Source organism: Pseudonocardia humida (assembly GCF_023898865.1).
In the GTDB taxonomy this organism is placed as follows: domain Bacteria; phylum Actinomycetota; class Actinomycetes; order Mycobacteriales; family Pseudonocardiaceae; genus Pseudonocardia; species Pseudonocardia humida.
The window spans coordinates 51286-68125 of sequence record NZ_JAGSOV010000039.1; the positions used below are offsets into that span (position 1 = coordinate 51286).

The following is a 16840-nucleotide window of genomic DNA, read 5'->3' on the forward strand; positions in this document are numbered from 1 at the left end:
AGGAACAGCGCCTCACACGTCGCGGCGCTCGAACAGCACGAAGGCGACGGCGAGCACGGCGAGGGCGCCGGCACCCATGCCGGCGAGGTTCAGCCAGGGATGGGGGTGGTCGGGGTTGACCACGGTCTCCATGACGGCGGCGCCGCCCAGCGTCGGCCAGAAGGCGAACAGCCCGTCGAGCCACGGGAAGAGGTCGGCCAGCGGGGGCACCAGCAGCACGATCCCCACCAGGGTGGCCAGGGCGCCCGCCGTGGCCCGCATGATCGTGCCGAGGCCCACCGTGAGCAGCCCGATCACCGCGAGGTAGAGGCCACCGCCGACCACCGCGGAGAGCGCACGCGGATCATCGAGGGTCGCGTACGGCAGGCCCGATGCGACGAAGCGGGCCTGCCCGATGAGGAAGGACGTGAGCATCAGCACCTGCCCGGACACCACCGCGACGGCCGTGACCACCGCCACCTTCGCCCCGAGCAGCCGGTGCCGGCGCGGTGTGGCGCTCAGCGACGTCTGCATCAGGCCGGTCGCGTACTCGGAGGTGACCACGAGGATCCCCAGCACCCCGATGACCAGCTGGGCGACCATGTACATCAGCAGGCTGCGGTTCGTCGGGTCCCAGTCCTGCCGTTCCTCGACCGTTGCCGTCGGGTACGACGCCACGGAGGCGTCCGCCGACAGCACCGTGATGCCGAGCCCGATCACGACGAGGCCGCCGAGGGTGAGCCAGGTCGAGCGCAGGCTGCGGAACTTGATCCACTCGCCGCGCAGGGTGTCGGCGAAGGCGGGGTGTGTGCTCATGCCGCGGCTCCGTGGTACTCGACGGCCCCGTGGTACTCGACGCTGTCGCTGGTCAGCTCCATGAAGACGTCCTCGAGCGAGGCGCGCTGCGGCACGAGCTCGCTGAGCGCGACCCCGTGGAAGGCGGCGAGCTTGCCGATCTGCGCGCCGGTCATGTCCGAGACCACCAGGGACGATTCCGGCCCTTCCCGGACGGTCGCACCCGCGGCCGACAGGTGGAGGGCGAACGTGTCGGCGTCGTCGGCACGCACCAGCACCGTGCCGTCCCCGTTGGTCTGCATGAACTCGCTCATGCCCGTGTCGGCGATCAGCCGGCCGCGCCCGATGACCACCAGGTGGTCGGCGGTCTGCGCCATCTCGCTCATCAGGTGGCTGGAGACCAGCACCGCCCTGCCCTCGCCGGCGAGCGAGCGCATGAACGCCCGGATCCAGCGGATGCCCTCCGGGTCGAGCCCGTTCACCGGCTCGTCGAAGATCAGCACCCGCGGGTCCCCGAGCAGCGCCGCCGCGATCCCGAGCCGCTGCCGCATGCCGAGGGAGAAGCTCCCGGCGTGCTCGCCGGCCACGCTCTCCAGACCGACGCGGGCCAGTACCTCGTCGACCCGGCGGCGGGGGAGGCCGTTGCTCGCGGCCAGCGCGAGCAGGTGGTTGCGCGCCGTCCGGGCGGCGTGCACCGCCCCGGCGTCCAGCAGCGCGCCCACCTCGGTCAGCGGCACGGGCAGGTCGCGGTAGCGCCGGCCGCCGATGGTGGCCGAACCCCCGTCCGGGGCGGCCAACCCCAGGATCATCCGCATGGTGGTGGACTTGCCGGCGCCGTTGGGACCGAGGAACCCGGTCACCCGCCCGGCGGGGACGGTGAACGACAGGTCGTCCACCACGGTCCGCGGCCCGTACCGCTTGGTCAGCCCGCGCACGTCGATGTTCGTCATGGCCCGGATCGTGGCCGGCCGGACCGGGAGGCCCCTGGGAGCTCCTGAACGAACCCTGGGAATCCAGGGCCCGGCCCGCCCGGCGGGCCCCCGCGGCCGCGGGATTCACAGGAAGGTCTGCGGGCGTCCGGCGATCGTCCGGCGCGGCGGCCGGGTGACGAGCACGGCGGCGGTGTTCGCCGTGACGATCAGCCCGACGGCCAGCCAGTCGAGCGCGGCGAGCGCCTGGCCGAGCACCAGCGCGCCGATCGCGGCGGCCAGCACCGGGCTCGCGCTCATGAAGATCCCGAAGGAGTGCGCGGGCACCCGGCGCAGGGCCAGCAGGTCGGACAGGAAGGGCACCACCGAGGCCAGCAGCCCGGCGGACACCGCGCAGGCCAGCGCGGCCGGGGTCGGGGGGTGGGCGATCAGCACGGCGATCCCCACCGGTAGGTACACCAGCCCGGACGCCGCCCCGGCCGCGGCCGACCCCTGCACGCCGGGCAGCCGCCGTCCCAGGGTGCGGTTGAGCAGGATGTAGCTCGCCCAGCACAGCGCGGCGAGCAGGCCGAGCCCGACGCCGAGGTAGTCGGTGCTCGGTCGCGGGCGGGTCAGCAGGACGACGCCGGCGCCGGCCAGCACCGCGCAGCCCAGCGTGACGCGGCGCCGGGGGCCGGCCGGCGTGGCCGTGCGGGCGCCGAGCAGCGCGACGCCCAGCGGGCCGAGGAACTCCAGGGTCACCGCCAGGCCCAGCCCGATGCGGTCGATCGCGGTGTAGAGGGAGACGTTCATGGTCGCGAAGACCCCGGCGAGCCCCAGCACGGGCCACCACTCCCGGCGGGTGAAGGCGCGCAGCCGCGGCCGGCCGACGGCCAGCATGACCAGCCCGGCCACCCACTGGCGCACGGCGACCACCCCGACCGGCCCGATCACCGGGAAGGCGAGCGCACCGATCGCGGCCCCGGACTGGCTCGACAGCGCGCTGCCGAGCATCAGCGCCACCCCGGCGCCGCGCCCGGGCCGGTCGGCGCTCGCCGTGTCGGTGTCGGTCGAGCTCGGTTCCCGGGTCGGGGTCGCCATGTCCACGCCGATCAGCATGGGCGGGCGCCGACCATCCACAAAATGCATCGGGTGGCTCAGCGATACGTTGTTCGCATGGATATCGAGCTGCGGCACCTGCGCTGCCTGGTCGCGATCGTCGACGCGGGCGGCTTCACCGGCGCGGCCGCCGACCTCGGCGTCTCCCAGCCCTCGGTGTCCCGCGCGCTGGCCGCCCTGGAGGACGCGCTCGGCGTGCGCCTGCTGCGCCGCACCAGCCGCGAGGTCGCGCTGACCGCGGCGGGGGAGCGGGTGCTGGTCCGGGCGCGGCGGGTGCTCGCCGAGGTCGAGGACCTGGCCCGGGAGGCGCGCAGCGGGCGGGGCAGGCTGCGCGTCGGCCACGCCTGGGCGGCGATGGGCGCGCACACCGTCGAGTTCCAGCGCCGCTGGGCCGCCCGGCACGGGGACACCGCCCTGCACCTGGTGCGCACCAACTCGGCGACCGGCGGGCTCGCCGAGGGCGCCTGCGACGTCGCCGTGACCCGCGTGCCCCCGGAGACCGGCGGCGAGCGGCGCTTCGCCGGGACCGTGGTGGGTCTGGAGGCTCGCTGCTGCGCGCTGGCCGCCGACGACCCGCTGGCCCGGCGCCGCCAGCTGCGCCTGTCCGACCTCACCGGCCGGGTGCTCGCCGTCGACCCCCGCACCGGGACCACCACGCCCGAGCTCTGGCCGGCCGGCAGCCGCCCGGAGATCGAGGAGATCCACGACGTGGACGACTGGCTCGCGGTGATCGCCGCCGGGCGGTGCGTCGGGGTGACCGCGGAGGGCACGTCGACCCAGTACCAGCGCCAGGGGGTGGTCTTCCGCAGGCTGCGCGACGCGCCGCCGGTGCCGGTGCGGGTCATCTGGTGGCGCGTCGACCCGCACCCCGCCGCCCGCGACGTCGTGGGCCTGCTCGCCGAGCTCTACCGCCGCCCGGCGGCCCCGCCGTCGCGCTGAGGCGGTGGTCGGAGGGTGCGCGCAGTACCATGCGCGCACCGCCGACCGGGCTGGCCGTGGCGGGGTGGAAGGACGTGATGGTCGTCGGATGACGGTCGCCGGGATCGTGGTGGTGGGGGCGTCGGCGGGCGGCGTCGAGGCGCTGCGCGCGCTGGTCGGTGGTCTGCCGACCGACCTGCCGGCACCGGTGGTCGTGGTGCTGCACATCGCCCGGCACGCCCCGAGCGCGCTGCCTGCCATCCTGGACCGGGCCGGGCCGCTGCCGGCGGTGGCCGCGACGCACGGCGCCCGGCTGGAGGCCGGGGTGGTGTACGTCGCCCCCGCCGACGTGCACGTCCTGGTGGTCGACGAGCACCTGCACCTGTCGCGCGGGCCGTCGGAGAACGGGCACCGACCGGCGATCGACCCGCTGTTCCGGTCGGCGGCCGCGGGGTTCGGGCCGCGGGCGGTGGGCGTGGTGCTGTCGGGCACGCGCGACGACGGCGCCGCGGGGCTGGCGGCCGTCGCCGAGGCGGGGGGCGGCGCGCTGGTGCAGGAACCGGAGGAGGCGCTCTACCCCGGGATGCCCCGCAGCGCCCTCGAGCACGTGCGCAGCGCGAGCAGCCACCCGGCGGACAAGCTCGGGGCCGTGCTGGCCGAGCTGCTGCGGGTGGCCGCGGACCGGTCTGTCGCGCCGGTCCTGGACGAGCGGCTCCTGGCCGAGACCCGCATCTCGGCGATGACCGTCGCGCCCGACGAGACGGTCGCGCTGTCCGGCGCGACCTCGTCGGGCCTGTCGTGCCCCAGCTGCGAGGGTGTGCTGTTCGAGCTGCCCGGCGAGCCGGCGCCGCGGTTCCGCTGCCGGGTCGGCCACGCCTGGTCCCCGGAGAGCCTCACCGCGGAGCAGACCAGCGGGGCCGAGCACGCCCTGTGGGTGGCGCTGCGGGCGATCGAGGAGAAGCGGGCGCTGCTGCTGCGGCTGGCCGAGAGCGCCGAGCGGTCCGGTCGCCACGGCTCCGCCTCGCGCCACCGCGACCGGGCGGCGGAGGCCGAGCGCAACGCCGCGAGCGTGCGAGCGCTGATCGTCGACGGCGTCGTTTCGGGCCCGACGGCGGACCACGCCGACCCGGCGCAGTCCGGCTGAGCCGTCCACGACCGGCCGGCCGGATAGAGTGCCCCCGCCGCCGCGGCGGCGGTCGTACCGCTTCAGGGAGTCGCCTGGCATGTCCGAGCCCGACCCGCGCTTCGAGGCGCTGCTGGACCACGTCAAGGGCAGCCGCGGGTTCGACTTCACCGGGTACAAGCGCTCCAGCCTGGTGCGCCGGGTGGAGCACCGGATGAGCCAGATCGGGATCGACGACTACGCCGACTACCTCGACTACCTCGAGATGCACCACGGCGAGTTCACCGCGCTGTTCAACACCATCCTGATCAACGTGACCGCCTTCTTCCGGGATCCCGAGGCCTGGCAGATGCTGCGCGACGAGGTCCTGCCCACCGTGCTGGCCGCGAAGACGCCGACCGCGCCGCTGCGGATCTGGAGCGCGGGCTGCGCGTCCGGGGAGGAGGCCTACACGCTGGCGATGGTGCTCGCCGAGCTGATGGGCATCACCGAGTTCCGCGACCGGGTCAAGATCTACGCCACCGACGTCGACGAGGAGGCGCTGAGCCAGGCCCGCCACGGCAGCTACAGCCCGCGCGACGTGCGCGGCATCCCGAAGGAGATGCTGGAGCGGTACTTCGAGCCGGTCGGCGGGCGCCACGTCTTCCGCAAGGACCTGCGCCGTTCGGTGATCTTCGGGCGCAACGACCTGGTCCAGGACGCCCCCATCTCCCGGATCGACCTGCTGCTGTGTCGCAACACCCTGATGTACTTCAACGCCGAGACCCAGACCCGGATCCTGGCCCGGTTCCACTTCGCGCTGGCCGACACCGGTGTGCTGTTCCTGGGCAAGGCCGAGATGCTGCTCAGCCACGCCGCGCTGTTCGTGCCGATCGACCTGCGACGACGCATCTTCCGCAAGGTGCCCCGCGTGGCCGTGTCGAGCGGGCCGATGTTCGGGGAGGCGGCCGCCGTCGGCGGCTCGCGCTCCGCGCCCGCCGCCCTCGACGCCCTGCGCGCCGAGGCCCTGCTGGCCGATCCGCTGGCCCAGGTCGTCGTGGCCGAGGACGGCGTCGTGGCGGTGGTGAACCGGCAGGCGGAGTTCCTGTTCGGGATCTCCGTGCGCGACGTCGGCCGCCCCTTCCGCGACCTCGACCTGTCCTACCGGCCGCTGGAGCTGCGCCGCTACATCGAGCAGGCGCAGGCCGAGCGGCGCAGCATCCGGGTGCCGGACGTGGCCTACTCGCGGGGCTCCGAGCCGATGGTCCTGGAGGTGCAGGTCATCCCGTTGGTCGGGAGCGGCCTGTCGGTGCTCGGGGTCAGCCTCGCGTTCCACGACGTCACCGACGCGCGCCGGCTGCAGGAGGAGCTGGAGCAGGCCAACCGGCAGCTGGAGACGGCCTACGAGGAGCTCCAGTCGACCAACGAGGAGCTGGAGACCACCAACGAGGAGCTGCAGTCCACGGTCGAGGAGCTGGAGACCACCAACGAGGAGCTCCAGTCCACGAACGAGGAGCTGGAGACGATGAACGAGGAGCTCCGCTCGACCAACGACGAGCTGCATACGATCAACGACGAGCTGCACGACCGCACCGGCGAGCTGGACCAGCTCAACGAGTTCCTCGACTCGATCCTGACCGGTCTGCGGGCCGGCGTCGTCGTGCTGAACCCCGAGCTGCACGTGCAGGTGTGGAACGAGCAGGCCCAGGAGCTGTGGGGGTTGCGCCGCGAGGAGGCGCTGGGCCGCCACTTCCTGAACCTGGACATCGGACTGCCCACCGACCGGCTCCGCCCCCTCATCCGCTCGGCGCTGGCCGACGAGCCCGGTCAGCACGAGCTCGTGGTCAAGGCGGTCAACCGGCGGGGGCGGTCGATCGCGGTGCGGGTGCTGGGCAGCCCGCTCGGCGCCCGCGAGCCCGGGGTCGCCGGGGTGATCCTGACGATGGAGGACGTCGACGGCGTCCCAGGATCACTCGAATGACGGGTGCCGCGCCGCCTGGACTGGCCATCGGGCCGCCGGACCGGGAGACTGGCCGGGCGAACTGGACCTGGGCGGTGACCGCATGAGCACCGAGGAGCTGAGCTGTCGCGTTGCGGAGGCCGGCGGGATCGCGACGGTCGAGGTGCGCGGCGAGCTGACCGCGCGATCGTCGGCGGTCACCCTGGTCCCCGTGCTGCGCAAGCTCCTGCTCGACCGCGGCCGCCTGCTGGTCGATCTCCGTGGCGTGCGCGCCGGCTGGCCCGCGGCGCTGGCCGCCTTCCCGTCGGTGCTGGCCGGGGCCGGGGGGTGGCCGCTGGCCCGCATGGTGCTGTGGGGTGCGGCCGCCGACCTGGCGACGGCGCTGCGCGTCAACGCGGTCACCGCCACGGTGCCGCTCGGCCGTGACCGCGCCGAGGCGCTCGCGCTGCTCGACCGGCGCCCGCGCCGCGTCCGGCGCGCCACCCGGCTGCCCGCGGCGCCCACCGCCGCGGCCTTCGCGCGTTCGCTGATCCGGTCCGCCTGCGACGACTGGGCCGTCGACCCGTCCGGGCGCCAGGCCGCCGTGCTGGTGGGCAGCGAGCTGGTGAGCAACGCCGTCGTGCACGCGAGGGGCACGAGCCTGCTGACCCTCGGGCTCGACGAGCGGGGCCTGCGCGTCTCCGTGCGCGACAGCGGACCGCTGTTCGAGGCGGTGGTGCCGGCGGAGCCGCGCCTCGGCCTGCGCGTCGTCGCCGAGCTCAGCACGGCCTGGGGCGTGGCCCGCCACGACTTCGGCAAGTCGGTCTGGGCCATGCTCGCGGTGGACACGGGACCCGCGGGGCCCGCCGCCGGGGAGCCGTCGTGATCGACTGCGAGCGGGTGTCCGCGGAGGGCGACGAGCGCCGCGTGCGGGTCGTCGGCGAGGTCGACCTGGCCTCCGCACCGCGGCTGCGCAGCCTCCTGCTCGACGAGCTCGAGCGGGTCGGCGGCGGCCGGTTCGTGGTCGACCTCGGCGGGATCGGCTTCTTCTCGGCGGCCGGCCTGCACGTGCTGGAGGACGTGGCCGCGGCGGCGGACGGGTGCGGTGCCGAACTGGTCCTGCGGCCCCTCTCCTCCACCGTCGCGCTCGTGCTGTCCTCGTGCGACGGCGCGCTCGCCGCGCACGGACCCACCACGGAGTGAGCCGCTCGGGTTCCGGGAGGTCCGCGGAACCCGGTCCCGTCGACGGACCGGTGCGGATCCCGTCATCAGCGCCACCGCTGACGGTCCCCGACAGATTCTTCCCGGTGAGCGCCAATCGTTCAATAGGGGGATTCCCTCCCTACGCCCGGTCTGTAGATTGATGATCTCGATTACGCCGTTCGGGGCCCGTGTACTGCCCCGGTGCGGAATGCTGCACGCTTCGTCACGCACGCAGGCACGCACCGCGGAACGAACGAGGGGACGCTGAGCATGGACGTGGCGAGGGACCACGGATCCGTCTCGGGCGGCGGGCAGGGCGCGAGCCCGCTCGACGCCGGCCCCACCGTGCTGCGGATCGGACTGGGTGGCACCCTGCGGCGGCTCCGCGAGCAGGCGGGCATCAGCCGCGACCTCGCGGGCGACACCATCCGCGCGTCCGCGGCCAAGATCAGCCGCCTGGAGCTGGGCCGCGTCGGGTTCAAGATGCGCGACGTCGCCGACCTGCTCACCCTCTACCACGTCACCGACCCGGCCCAGCGCGATGAGTTCCTGGAGCTGGCCCGGCGGGCCAACGAGCCGGGCTGGTGGCACCGCTACGCCGACCTGCTGCCCAGCTGGTTCGAGACCTACATCGGCCTCGAGCAGGCCGCCTCGCTGATCCGGACCTTCGAGCTGCAGTTCATCCCCGGCCTGCTGCAGACCCCGGACTACGCGCGCGCGGTCACCCGGCTCGCGCACACCCGCCACGACGAGATCGAGCGCCGCGTCGAGCTGCGGATGAAGCGCCAGCAGCTGCTCGGCCGGGAGTCCGCGCCGAGGCTCTGGGCGGTCGTCGACGAGTCCGCGCTGCGCCGGTCGGTCTCCAGCGACGCCGGCGTCCTGCGCGAGCAGCTGGGCCACCTCCTGCGGATGAACGAGCAGCCCAACATCTCGCTGCAGATCGTGCCGCTGAGCCGGGGCGGGCACGCCGCCGCGGGCGGCTCGTTCACGATGCTGCGCTTCGCCCAGCCCGACCTGCCCGACGTGGTCTACCTCGAGCAGCTGACCAGCGCCCTCTACCTGGACAAGCGCACCGACGTCGACCACTACGCGATGGTGATGGACCGGCTGGTGGCGAAGCTGGCGCCGCCCAGCCGCGCGGCCGACATCCTCGAGCGCCTCCTGGACGAGGTCTAGGTGACGTCCGGTCCACCGGACCGCCCTACCGCCGTCTCGGTCACGCAGCGGCGGCCCGACGCCCGCCGCTGATGCCGGCGCGGTCCACGACGTCCCCGCGGGCGGCGCTGGGGGCCGCCGGCGGGCTGGCGTGGGTCGCGAGCATGGCGCTCATCGCCGCGGTGACCCCCCGCTGGAGCGGCGCGGCCAGGCGTTTCGGGCTGGCGATGTCGGCGGTGTCGGTCGGACTGCTGGTGGGTCCGCCGGTGGCGGGCCTGCCGGGCGTGGCGATCGCGATCGTGCTGGTCCCGGCGACCGTGCTGATCGGGGAGCAGGGCGCCCGGGCGCTGCCGCCCACCGTCGGCGGGGCGTACGCGCTGTTCAACCGGGCCTACGCGGGCGGGATCGCGCTGGGGCCGATCGTCTCCGGACCCGCCGTGGAGGGCGCGGGGTTCGGCCCGGCGATGCTGCTGGTGGCGGTGGCCGCGCTGGCCGGCGGGCTCGCCTCGCTCGTGCGGATGCCGTCGGTCCGGCCGCCCTCGTCCCCCGGATGAGCGCGATCAGGTCCGGTCGGCTCGCGGGGGCGTCTCCTCCTCGGACGGGACGAGCGGCTCCCCGCAGCGCCAGCACCGCTGCGGGGCGTCGTCGGAGGGCATCGCCCCGCACTCCGGGCAGGCGTACTGCAGCCAGCAGACGGGGTCGCCGCCGATGTCGCCGCCGATGTCGCCGCCGAGGTCGCTGTCCGGACCGGTGCTCACCGCCCCAGTGAACACCGTCGCCCGGCCACCCGCCGTCCTCACGCGGCCAGCACGGCGTAGCGGCCGTGCGCGCTCATCAGGTCGTCGTGGCTGCCGGACTCGACGATCCGGCCGTGGTCGAGCACGGCGATCCGGTCGGCGTCGCGCACCGTGGAGAGCCGGTGGGCGATCGTGATCGTGGTGCGGTCGCGGGCCAGCGCGTCGAAGGCGTCCTGCACGGCGCGCTCGGTCTCGGTGTCCAGCGCGCTGGTCGCCTCGTCGAGGATCAGCACGCGCGGGTCGCGCAGCAGCGTGCGGGCGATGGCCAGGCGCTGCTTCTCGCCGCCGGAGAACCGGTGCCCGCGCGAGCCGACCACGGTGTCGTAGCCCTCGGGGAGCCCGGCGATCAGGTCGTGGATGCGCGCGGCGCGGGCCGCGGCCTCGATCTCGGCGTCGGTGGCGTCGGGCTTGGCGTAGCGCAGGTTCTCCCGCACCGTGGTGTGCAGCAGGTAGGTCTCCTGGCTGACCACCCCGACCACGGCGGCCAGGTCGGCCAGCCGCATGTCGCGCAGGTCGACGCCGTCGAGGGTGATGCGCCCGGCGCCGGGGTCGTGCAGGCGGGCGACGAGCGCGGCCAGGGTGCTCTTGCCCGAGCCGGTCTCGCCGACCAGGGCCAGCGTGCTGCCCGCCGGGACCTCCAGGTCGACCCCGGCGACCGCGGGGGCGGGGCTGGCCGGGTAGCTGAAGGTGACGCCCTCGAAGCGGACGTCCCCGCGCACCCGCGCGGGGTCGACCGGCACCGGCCGCGCCGGGTCGTCGATCTCGACGGGCAGGTCGAGGTACTCGAAGACGCGGGCGAACAGCGCCAGCGAGCTGACCAGCGAGACGCCCACGTTGAGCAGGCCCATCAGCGGCCGGAACAGCCCGGACTGCAGGGTGGTGAAGGCGATCAGGGTGCCGATCGTCATCGCGCCGCCGGTGATCGGCAGGCCGGCGCCGAGGTAGATGACCGCGGGGATGGCGGCGAAGACGACGCTGGTCGAGGCCATCCGCCAGCGGCCGGCGAGCTGCGCGCGCAGCTCCAGGTCGATCAGCCGCTCCGACGAGCCGGTGAACCGCTCGACGAGCGCCGGTCCGGCGCCCATGGTGCGGGCCAGCTGGATGCCGTTGATCGACAGCGCCTCCTCGACGGTGACGTTGAGGTCGGCCAGCTCGCGCTGCTGGGCCGAGGTGATGGTGCGCCGCAGCGCGGCCACCCGGCGGGTCAGCCAGATCGCCGGCGGCAGCACGACCAGCGAGATGAGGGAGAGCTGCCAGGACAGCGCGACCATGGCGACGGCGGTGGCCACGGCCGTGGTCAGGTTCGACGCCACGGAGGTGGCCGTGGAGGTGACCACCGACTGCATGCCGCCGATGTCGTTGGTGATGCGGGACTGCACCTCGCCGGTGCGGGTGCGGGTGAAGAAGGCCAGCGACTGGCGCTGCAGGTGCGCGAACACGTCGGTGCGCAGCCGGTGCATGATCTGCTGGCCGACCTTCGTCGACAGCCAGGTCTGGACGACCCCGAGCGCCGCGGTCACGGCGGCGACGGCGACCATGGCGCCGGTCAGCCAGGCCAGCAGGGGCACGTCGCGCTCGGGGAGCGCGGTGTCGATCACCGCGCGGAGCAGGAACGGCGAGGCCATCGCCACGATCGACGAGGCCGCGATGGTCGCGATGACGACGGTCAGCGCGCGGCGGTGGGGCCGGAACAGCCGGCCGATGCGGCCCAGCGAGACCTCGCGGGCCTGGGCCTTCTCGGCGGCGGTGACGGTGGGGCGGCGCAGGTCGGAGCGGCGCGGTCCGGAGTCGGGAGCGGGGGGCAAAGGCGTCTCCTGGGTCGAAGTTGCTGAGGTAACCTCACTATGAGGCAACAACCCGACCGGTTGCTAGGGTATTCCGGTGGCCGAGGACGAGTCCCTCCCCGAGCTGTTCCGCCTGGTCAACCGGCGCCTGCGGCAGTTGGCCCGGGAGTCGCTCGACCCGTGGGACGTCACCCCCGGCCAGTCCCGGGCCTTGGGCGTGCTGCTGCGCGGCGGGCCGCTGCGGCTCAGCGAGCTCGCCGAGCGGCTGCGGATCGTCCCGCGCTCGACCACCGAGGTGGTCGACGCGCTGCAGGCCGCCGGTCTGGTCGAGCGCCGCCCCGACCCGCACGACCGCCGTGCGGTGCTGGTCGCGCTCACCGATCACGGCAGCCGGGTCGGCGAGGCCGTGCGGGCCGCGCGCGCGGCCGAGGCCGAGCGGTTCTTCGGCGCGCTCGACGAACCGGACCGGGTCGAACTGGCCCGGATCCTGCGGGCGCTGGTCGGCTAGGCGGTTCGGGGGCGCGGAATTGCCCGCGGCGGGCCGCCGGGCGGCCCGACGGTGAACATTGCTCCGGTGGACGGGAATTCGCCCGCCGCTCGTCGTCGGCGCATATCCGTGGGTTCCGGGCGCGGCGTTCCCGCCGTCGACCTGCCGTCGACCTGGTCGGGCGCGCCCGAACCGGTCGACCGAGTCTGGGAACTTCCTGTGGATTCTCCGGGACACGCAGAGCGCGCCGTGTGGCCGGTCGGGCGGATGTGGTATTCATTCGCCCTACCGGGCGGGGTCGGCCCGGAAACAAAACTTCGGAGAAGGAGTGTGACCTGTGGCGCAGAAGGTGGAAACCCGGCTGGTCGACGATCTGGACGGGTCCGAGGCCGTGGAAACGGTCCGGTTCGCGCTGGAGGGGCGCCAGTACGAGATCGATCTGTCCGAGGGCAACGCGGCGCGCCTGCGCGAGGGCCTGGCCGCCTTCGTGGCGTCGGCCCGTCGGGCCGGGGGAGCGCGCGGCGGTCGGACGGCCGTCCCGGCGTCCACGGGTGCCGCGGTCTCGAGCCGCAAGGCCACCGACCGCGAGCACGGTGCCGCGGTCCGCGAGTGGGCCCGCGCCAACGGCTTCGAGGTGTCGAGCCGCGGGCGGATCTCCACCGAGATCCTCACCGCCTACGAGCAGCGCTCGTAAGCGGCCGCGCGCGGCTCGCGGCTCCCGCCGCCTGCGGGACGACCGGAGCCGGGGCGAGCGGTGCTCACGCCTCGGGGCCGGTCGCGATCCCCACGTGGGTGCGGTGGTGGCGGGGTCGCTCGATCTCGTCGAGCACCGCGATCGCGAAGTCCGGGTAGCTCACCCGGGCGGCCGCGTCGGCCGCCGCGGTGGCGTAGCGCCCGGTGCGCGCACCGCCGTGGTCGAAGTCGCCGGACGGGCTCAGCACCAGCCAGTCCGGCGCCGGGTCCGCGGCGGCCAGCACGTCGGCGCCCGCCGCGTGCCCGAGGTAGAACGCGCGGTACTCCTGCGGGTAGCCGGGCGTGTCCATCAGCAGCGGTCCGTGCGGCGTCGGGAGCACCGGGGCCAGCCCGACGTGCACCAGCCGTCGCACCCCGCTCCGGGTCAGCCCGGCGACCAGCGCCCGCGCCGCGGCCGGGAAGAACACCGCGGGATCGGCCGTGAGGTCGGCCGCCGCGCAGACGGCCGCGTCGTGGCCGGCGGCCAGGCGGGCCACCGCGTCGGCGTCGGTGACGTCGGCCGCGGCGACCCGCCCGGGGAGGTCGGGGTGGCGCGCCGGGTCGCGCACCACGGCTGTCACCCCGTGCCCGCGCCTGCGGGCCTCGTCGAGCACGGCGCGGCCCGCGCGGCCGCCCGCTCCGAAGACGATGATCTCGTTCACCCCGCGGACGCTAGCCCGGGCCGCGGTTTCCCCCGGGATACCACGAGGTCCTCGGCTACTGTCGGCGCCGTGACCGCGCCGCTGGACCCGGACATGTTCGATCCGGTCTGCCCCTCGGACCTGTCCCCGATCCGGTTCGGCGACAAGTGGTCCGGGATGGTCATCCGCTGCCTGCGCGCGGGCCCGCGCCGGTTCTCCGAGCTGCGGGTGCCGCTGCGCGGGGTGACGGCGAAGGTGCTCACCCGGTCGTTGCGCATCCTCGAGCGCGACGGGCTCGTCCTGCGCCGCGCCGGCGCCGGGCGCGTCGAGTACGCGCTCACCGACCTCGGCCGCAGCCTGCTGGGGCCGATGGACACCGCCTGCGCGTGGACCGCGGCGCACTGGGACGAACTCCTCGACGCCCGTGAGGGCGCCGGGCCACCGGCGACGGGCTGAGCCCCGCGCCTCACCTGCTGAGCGCGTCCTGGATCGTCGTGGTGAACGCGCCGAACACCTCGGCGTCGGGCGGCAGCACCTGGGTCAGCAGGACGGCGGCGAGGTCGTGCCCGGGCCAGGAGTACCACAGGGTGCCCAGCCCGCCCGCCCAGCCGTAGCGGCGCCCGACCGGCGTCTCGACGACCCCGACGCCGTAGCCCCACCCGCCGGAGTCGAGGAAGGTCGCCGCGGACGGGCCGCCGCGCTGCTCGGGGGTGAGCCGATCGGTGGTCATCGCCGCCACCGAGGCCGGGGTGAGCAGGCCGGCGCCGTCGTCGAGCAGCATCCCGGCGAACCGGAGCAGGTCCGCCGCGGTCGAGACCAGCCCGCCGCGGGCGTCGGGGAAGGCGGGCGGGGCCAGCCAGCGGCTGTCGGACGCGCCGTCGAACACGGTGAGCGCGTCGCCGTCGCGGGCGTAGGAGGGCACCAGCCGGGCGGGATCGGCGACGAAGCCGGTGTCGACCATGCCCAGCGGCCCGCACAGCCGCTCGGCCAGCACGACGTCGAGCGGCTGCCCCGCCGCCCGCGCCAGCACCGCGCCGAGCACGGCGAAGGACATCTCGTAGCGCCACACCGCGCCCGGCTGTTCCAGCAGGGGGAGGGTCGCGAACCGGGCGACCCACTCGTCGGGCGCGGGCGGCCCGGTCGGGTCGGGCGGTCCGAAGCCGAGCCCGAGGCCGGTGGCGCGCTCGACGGTCGGGCAGTCGGACTCCCACACCCACCCGAAGCCCATGCGCATGCTCAGCAGGTCCTCGACGGTCACCGCGCGCTCCGCGGGCACGGTGTCCTCCGGTGGCCCGTCGATCGCCCGCAGCACCCTGCGGTCGGCGAGCGCGGGGAGGAACCGCTCGACCGGGTCGTGCAGCGCCAGCAGCCCGTCCTGGACCAGGCGCAGGGCCAGCGCCGCCACGACGGGCTTGGTGTTCGAGCTGATCCGCACCACGGCGTCGGCGCGCAGCGGGTCGCCGCCGGGGCCGGTGGCACCCGCGGCCTCCACGGTCGTGCGCCCACCGTGGCGCACCCCGACGATCGCGCCGGGCACCCGGCCGGCGTCCACCTGCGCGCGGATCCCGGACATCACCTCTGCGGCCCGCATGCCGGGGATTATCACGCGGACGCGGGGCGCACCGCCGATCCGGTGGTTAGGCTCCGCCGATGGTCGGTCCGCTGCGCCGCCTCCGCCTGCTCCTGCGCCGGATCGGGTCGGGTCGGTCGGCGCCGCGCAGGGCGCCCAAGCCGCGGGCGGTGGCCGTCGTCGTCGACGACGACCGGGTCCTGGTGATGAGGCGGCACAAGCGCGGGCGCGACTACGCCGTCCTGCCCGGCGGCGGCGTGGAGGAGGGCGAGACCGCGGCCGGTGCCGCGCTGCGCGAGCTGCACGAGGAGACCACCCTCGTCGCCGAGATCGATCGGCTGCTGTGGACCGGTCGGCACAACGACCGGCCGGCCTCGTACTTCCTGATGACCGCCGTGCGGGGGCGCGCCGCCCTGTCCGGGCCGGAGGCGCGGGCGAACCGGCCGGACAACCGCTACGAGCTGCGCTGGGCGACCGCCGACCAGTTCGCCGAGCTCGGCCTGCACCCGTCCGACATCCGCGGCCCGCTCGCCGAGCTGCTCAGCGGCCGTGCGCACCCGAGCTGAGGCGGACCGTTCCGACCCGCGGCTCAGTCGGCCTCGTCGCCCGGGCCGGCCGCTCGGGCGGCTCGCCGGGACAGCTCGGCGAAGGCGCGGCGGAGCTCGGGCGGGCCGATCACGTCGAGGTCGGCGTCGAACCGGGCGAGGGCGGCGGCGAGCGCGGGCCAGGACCAGGAGCCGAGGCGGACCCGGCAGCGCTCGGGCCCGTCCGGCTCGACGAGGCCGTCGCCGACGAACGGGACCACCTCGGCGACCGGGCGGTCGAGCACCACCTCGCCGGTGCAGGGCCACCGGTCGCTATCGGCCGAGCCCTTGAAGCGGGCGGCGAGGACCGTGGCGGCGTCCCCACCGGGGAGCTCGCGCGGGCTGAACCGGGGCCCGTTGGGGATCCTGAGGGTCATGCGGTCGGCGCGGAAGCTGCGCCAGTCCGCGCGCTCGGGGTCCCAGCCCAGGACGTACCACCGGCCGGACCGCGCCACCAGGTGATGGGGCTGCACCCGCCGCGCGGGCCGCGGGGCGTCAGCGCCCTCAGCGCCGTCGCCACCGGTCGTGGGCCCGCGGTAGTCGAACCGCAGCTCCTCCCGGGCGCGGATCGCGGTGCTCACCGCGACGAGCAGCCGCACGTCGGCCTGCGGGGCGCCGTGGGGTGCGCGTTCGGCCGTGGTGAACCGCAGGGCGTCGACCCGCCGGCGCAACCGGGCCGGCATGACCTGCCGCACGGTCGCCAGCGCCCGCGCCGCGCCCTCCTCGATGCCGGCGCCCGCGGTCACGGCGATCCGCAGGGCGACGGCCAGGGCGACGGCCTGGTCGTCGTCGAACAGCAGCGGGGGCAGGTCGTCGCCCGCGTCGAGCCGGTACCCGCCGTCGGGCCCCTTGGTCGCGTGGATCGGGTAGCCGATCTCGCGCAGCCGGTCGACGTCGCGCCGCACCGTCCGCGGGCTCACGTCGAGCCGGTGCGCGAGCAGCGCTCCGGGCCAGTCCCGGCGGGCCTGCAGCAGCGACAGCAGAGCGAGCAGGCGCCCGGAGGTCGCCGTCGCGGATGTGGTCGGCACGGCGCCCATCATGCCCGCAGAAGCGGACGAACCCTGTCCTGTACTACGACGAGGCTGGTCCTCGTCACCGGGTCTCCGGTGCACGCACCAGCACTCGAC

19 protein-coding genes are annotated in these 16840 nt (G+C 75.1%); 11 read left to right on the forward strand and 8 right to left on the reverse strand.

The features are described from left to right. Window positions 1-12 precede the first annotated feature (12 nt). From KDL28_RS18405 to KDL28_RS18415, 3 genes are all read right to left on the reverse strand, one after another. Window positions 13-795 (reverse strand): ABC transporter permease, encoded by a 783-nt coding sequence (locus KDL28_RS18405; protein WP_252440286.1) that lies wholly within the window; start codon window positions 793-795, stop codon window positions 13-15. Beyond that, the gene (locus tag KDL28_RS18410) at window positions 792-1724 is read right to left on the reverse strand and encodes an ABC transporter ATP-binding protein (RefSeq protein WP_252440288.1); all 933 of its coding nucleotides are present in this window, start codon (window positions 1722-1724) and stop codon (window positions 792-794) included. Before KDL28_RS18410 ends, KDL28_RS18405 begins: the two co-directional genes overlap by 4 nt. 105 nt (window positions 1725-1829) lie before the next feature. Then, entirely contained in the window at window positions 1830-2783 is a 954-nt protein-coding gene (locus KDL28_RS18415) for an EamA family transporter (RefSeq protein WP_252440492.1), read from the reverse strand. 75 nt (window positions 2784-2858) lie between these two features. Between KDL28_RS18415 and KDL28_RS18420 the strand changes: the two genes are divergently transcribed. The 7 genes from KDL28_RS18420 (at window position 2859) to KDL28_RS18450 (ending at window position 9672) form a co-directional block, all read left to right on the forward strand. Continuing rightward, the gene (locus tag KDL28_RS18420; RefSeq protein ID WP_252440290.1) at window positions 2859-3740 is read left to right on the forward strand and encodes a LysR family transcriptional regulator; all 882 of its coding nucleotides are present in this window, start codon (window positions 2859-2861) and stop codon (window positions 3738-3740) included. 88 nt (window positions 3741-3828) lie between these two features. Next, entirely contained in the window at window positions 3829-4863 is a 1035-nt protein-coding gene (locus KDL28_RS18425; RefSeq protein WP_252440292.1) for a chemotaxis protein CheB, read from the forward strand. Between the two features lie 79 nt (window positions 4864-4942). Further along, the gene (locus tag KDL28_RS18430; protein ID WP_252440294.1) at window positions 4943-6802 is read left to right on the forward strand and encodes a CheR family methyltransferase; all 1860 of its coding nucleotides are present in this window, start codon (window positions 4943-4945) and stop codon (window positions 6800-6802) included. Between the two features lie 82 nt (window positions 6803-6884). After that, window positions 6885-7646: an ATP-binding protein gene (locus KDL28_RS18435; RefSeq protein ID WP_252440296.1), complete on the forward strand. Its 762-nt coding sequence runs from the start codon at window positions 6885-6887 to the stop codon at window positions 7644-7646. Next, complete coding sequence (locus KDL28_RS18440; protein ID WP_252440298.1) at window positions 7643-7963, forward strand: STAS domain-containing protein; 321 nt, start codon at window positions 7643-7645, stop codon at window positions 7961-7963. The genes KDL28_RS18435 and KDL28_RS18440 overlap by 4 nt, the downstream gene beginning before the upstream one ends. Before the next feature lie 270 nt (window positions 7964-8233). After that, window positions 8234-9139: a Sco1979 family transcriptional regulator gene (locus tag KDL28_RS18445; protein ID WP_252440300.1), complete on the forward strand. Its 906-nt coding sequence runs from the start codon at window positions 8234-8236 to the stop codon at window positions 9137-9139. Between the two features lie 71 nt (window positions 9140-9210). Next, window positions 9211-9672 carry a hypothetical protein gene (locus KDL28_RS18450; protein ID WP_252440302.1) on the forward strand — a complete coding sequence of 154 codons (462 nt, stop codon included), beginning with the start codon at window positions 9211-9213 and terminating at the stop codon, window positions 9670-9672. Between the two features lie 6 nt (window positions 9673-9678). On the opposite strand, the gene KDL28_RS18455 is transcribed toward KDL28_RS18450, so the two are convergent. Then, the gene (locus tag KDL28_RS18455; RefSeq protein ID WP_252440304.1) at window positions 9679-9876 is read right to left on the reverse strand and encodes a hypothetical protein; all 198 of its coding nucleotides are present in this window, start codon (window positions 9874-9876) and stop codon (window positions 9679-9681) included. 38 nt (window positions 9877-9914) lie between these two features. Beyond that, a complete protein-coding gene (locus KDL28_RS18460) occupies window positions 9915-11720 on the reverse strand; it encodes an ABC transporter ATP-binding protein (protein WP_305882219.1) in 1806 nt (601 codons plus the stop codon). 76 nt (window positions 11721-11796) lie between these two features. Between KDL28_RS18460 and KDL28_RS18465 the strand changes: the two genes are divergently transcribed. Together KDL28_RS18465 and KDL28_RS18470 are read left to right on the forward strand one after the other, a co-directional pair. Then, the gene (locus tag KDL28_RS18465) at window positions 11797-12207 is read left to right on the forward strand and encodes a MarR family winged helix-turn-helix transcriptional regulator (protein ID WP_252440306.1); all 411 of its coding nucleotides are present in this window, start codon (window positions 11797-11799) and stop codon (window positions 12205-12207) included. A 316-nt stretch (window positions 12208-12523) separates the two neighbouring features. Further along, window positions 12524-12880 (forward strand): histone-like nucleoid-structuring protein Lsr2, encoded by a 357-nt coding sequence (locus tag KDL28_RS18470; RefSeq protein ID WP_252440308.1) that lies wholly within the window; start codon window positions 12524-12526, stop codon window positions 12878-12880. Between the two features lie 64 nt (window positions 12881-12944). On the opposite strand, the gene KDL28_RS18475 is transcribed toward KDL28_RS18470, so the two are convergent. Further along, entirely contained in the window at window positions 12945-13580 is a 636-nt protein-coding gene (locus KDL28_RS18475; RefSeq protein WP_252440310.1) for an NAD(P)-dependent oxidoreductase, read from the reverse strand. Between the two features lie 69 nt (window positions 13581-13649). Here KDL28_RS18475 and KDL28_RS18480 point away from each other — a divergent pair, with 69 nt between their 5' ends. After that, complete coding sequence (locus KDL28_RS18480) at window positions 13650-14015, forward strand: winged helix-turn-helix transcriptional regulator (protein ID WP_252440312.1); 366 nt, start codon at window positions 13650-13652, stop codon at window positions 14013-14015. 10 nt (window positions 14016-14025) lie between these two features. Here the strand turns inward: KDL28_RS18480 and KDL28_RS18485 are convergent, their stop codons facing one another. Next, window positions 14026-15150 (reverse strand): serine hydrolase domain-containing protein, encoded by a 1125-nt coding sequence (locus KDL28_RS18485; protein ID WP_252440314.1) that lies wholly within the window; start codon window positions 15148-15150, stop codon window positions 14026-14028. A gap of 59 nt (window positions 15151-15209) precedes the next feature. Between KDL28_RS18485 and KDL28_RS18490 the strand changes: the two genes are divergently transcribed. After that, complete coding sequence (locus tag KDL28_RS18490) at window positions 15210-15695, forward strand: NUDIX domain-containing protein (RefSeq protein WP_252440315.1); 486 nt, start codon at window positions 15210-15212, stop codon at window positions 15693-15695. A 23-nt stretch (window positions 15696-15718) separates the two neighbouring features. Here the strand turns inward: KDL28_RS18490 and KDL28_RS18495 are convergent, their stop codons facing one another. Beyond that, window positions 15719-16741, reverse strand: coding sequence for a helix-turn-helix transcriptional regulator (locus KDL28_RS18495; protein WP_252440316.1), 1023 nt, complete (start codon window positions 16739-16741; stop codon window positions 15719-15721). Between the last annotated feature and the right edge of the window lie 99 nt (window positions 16742-16840).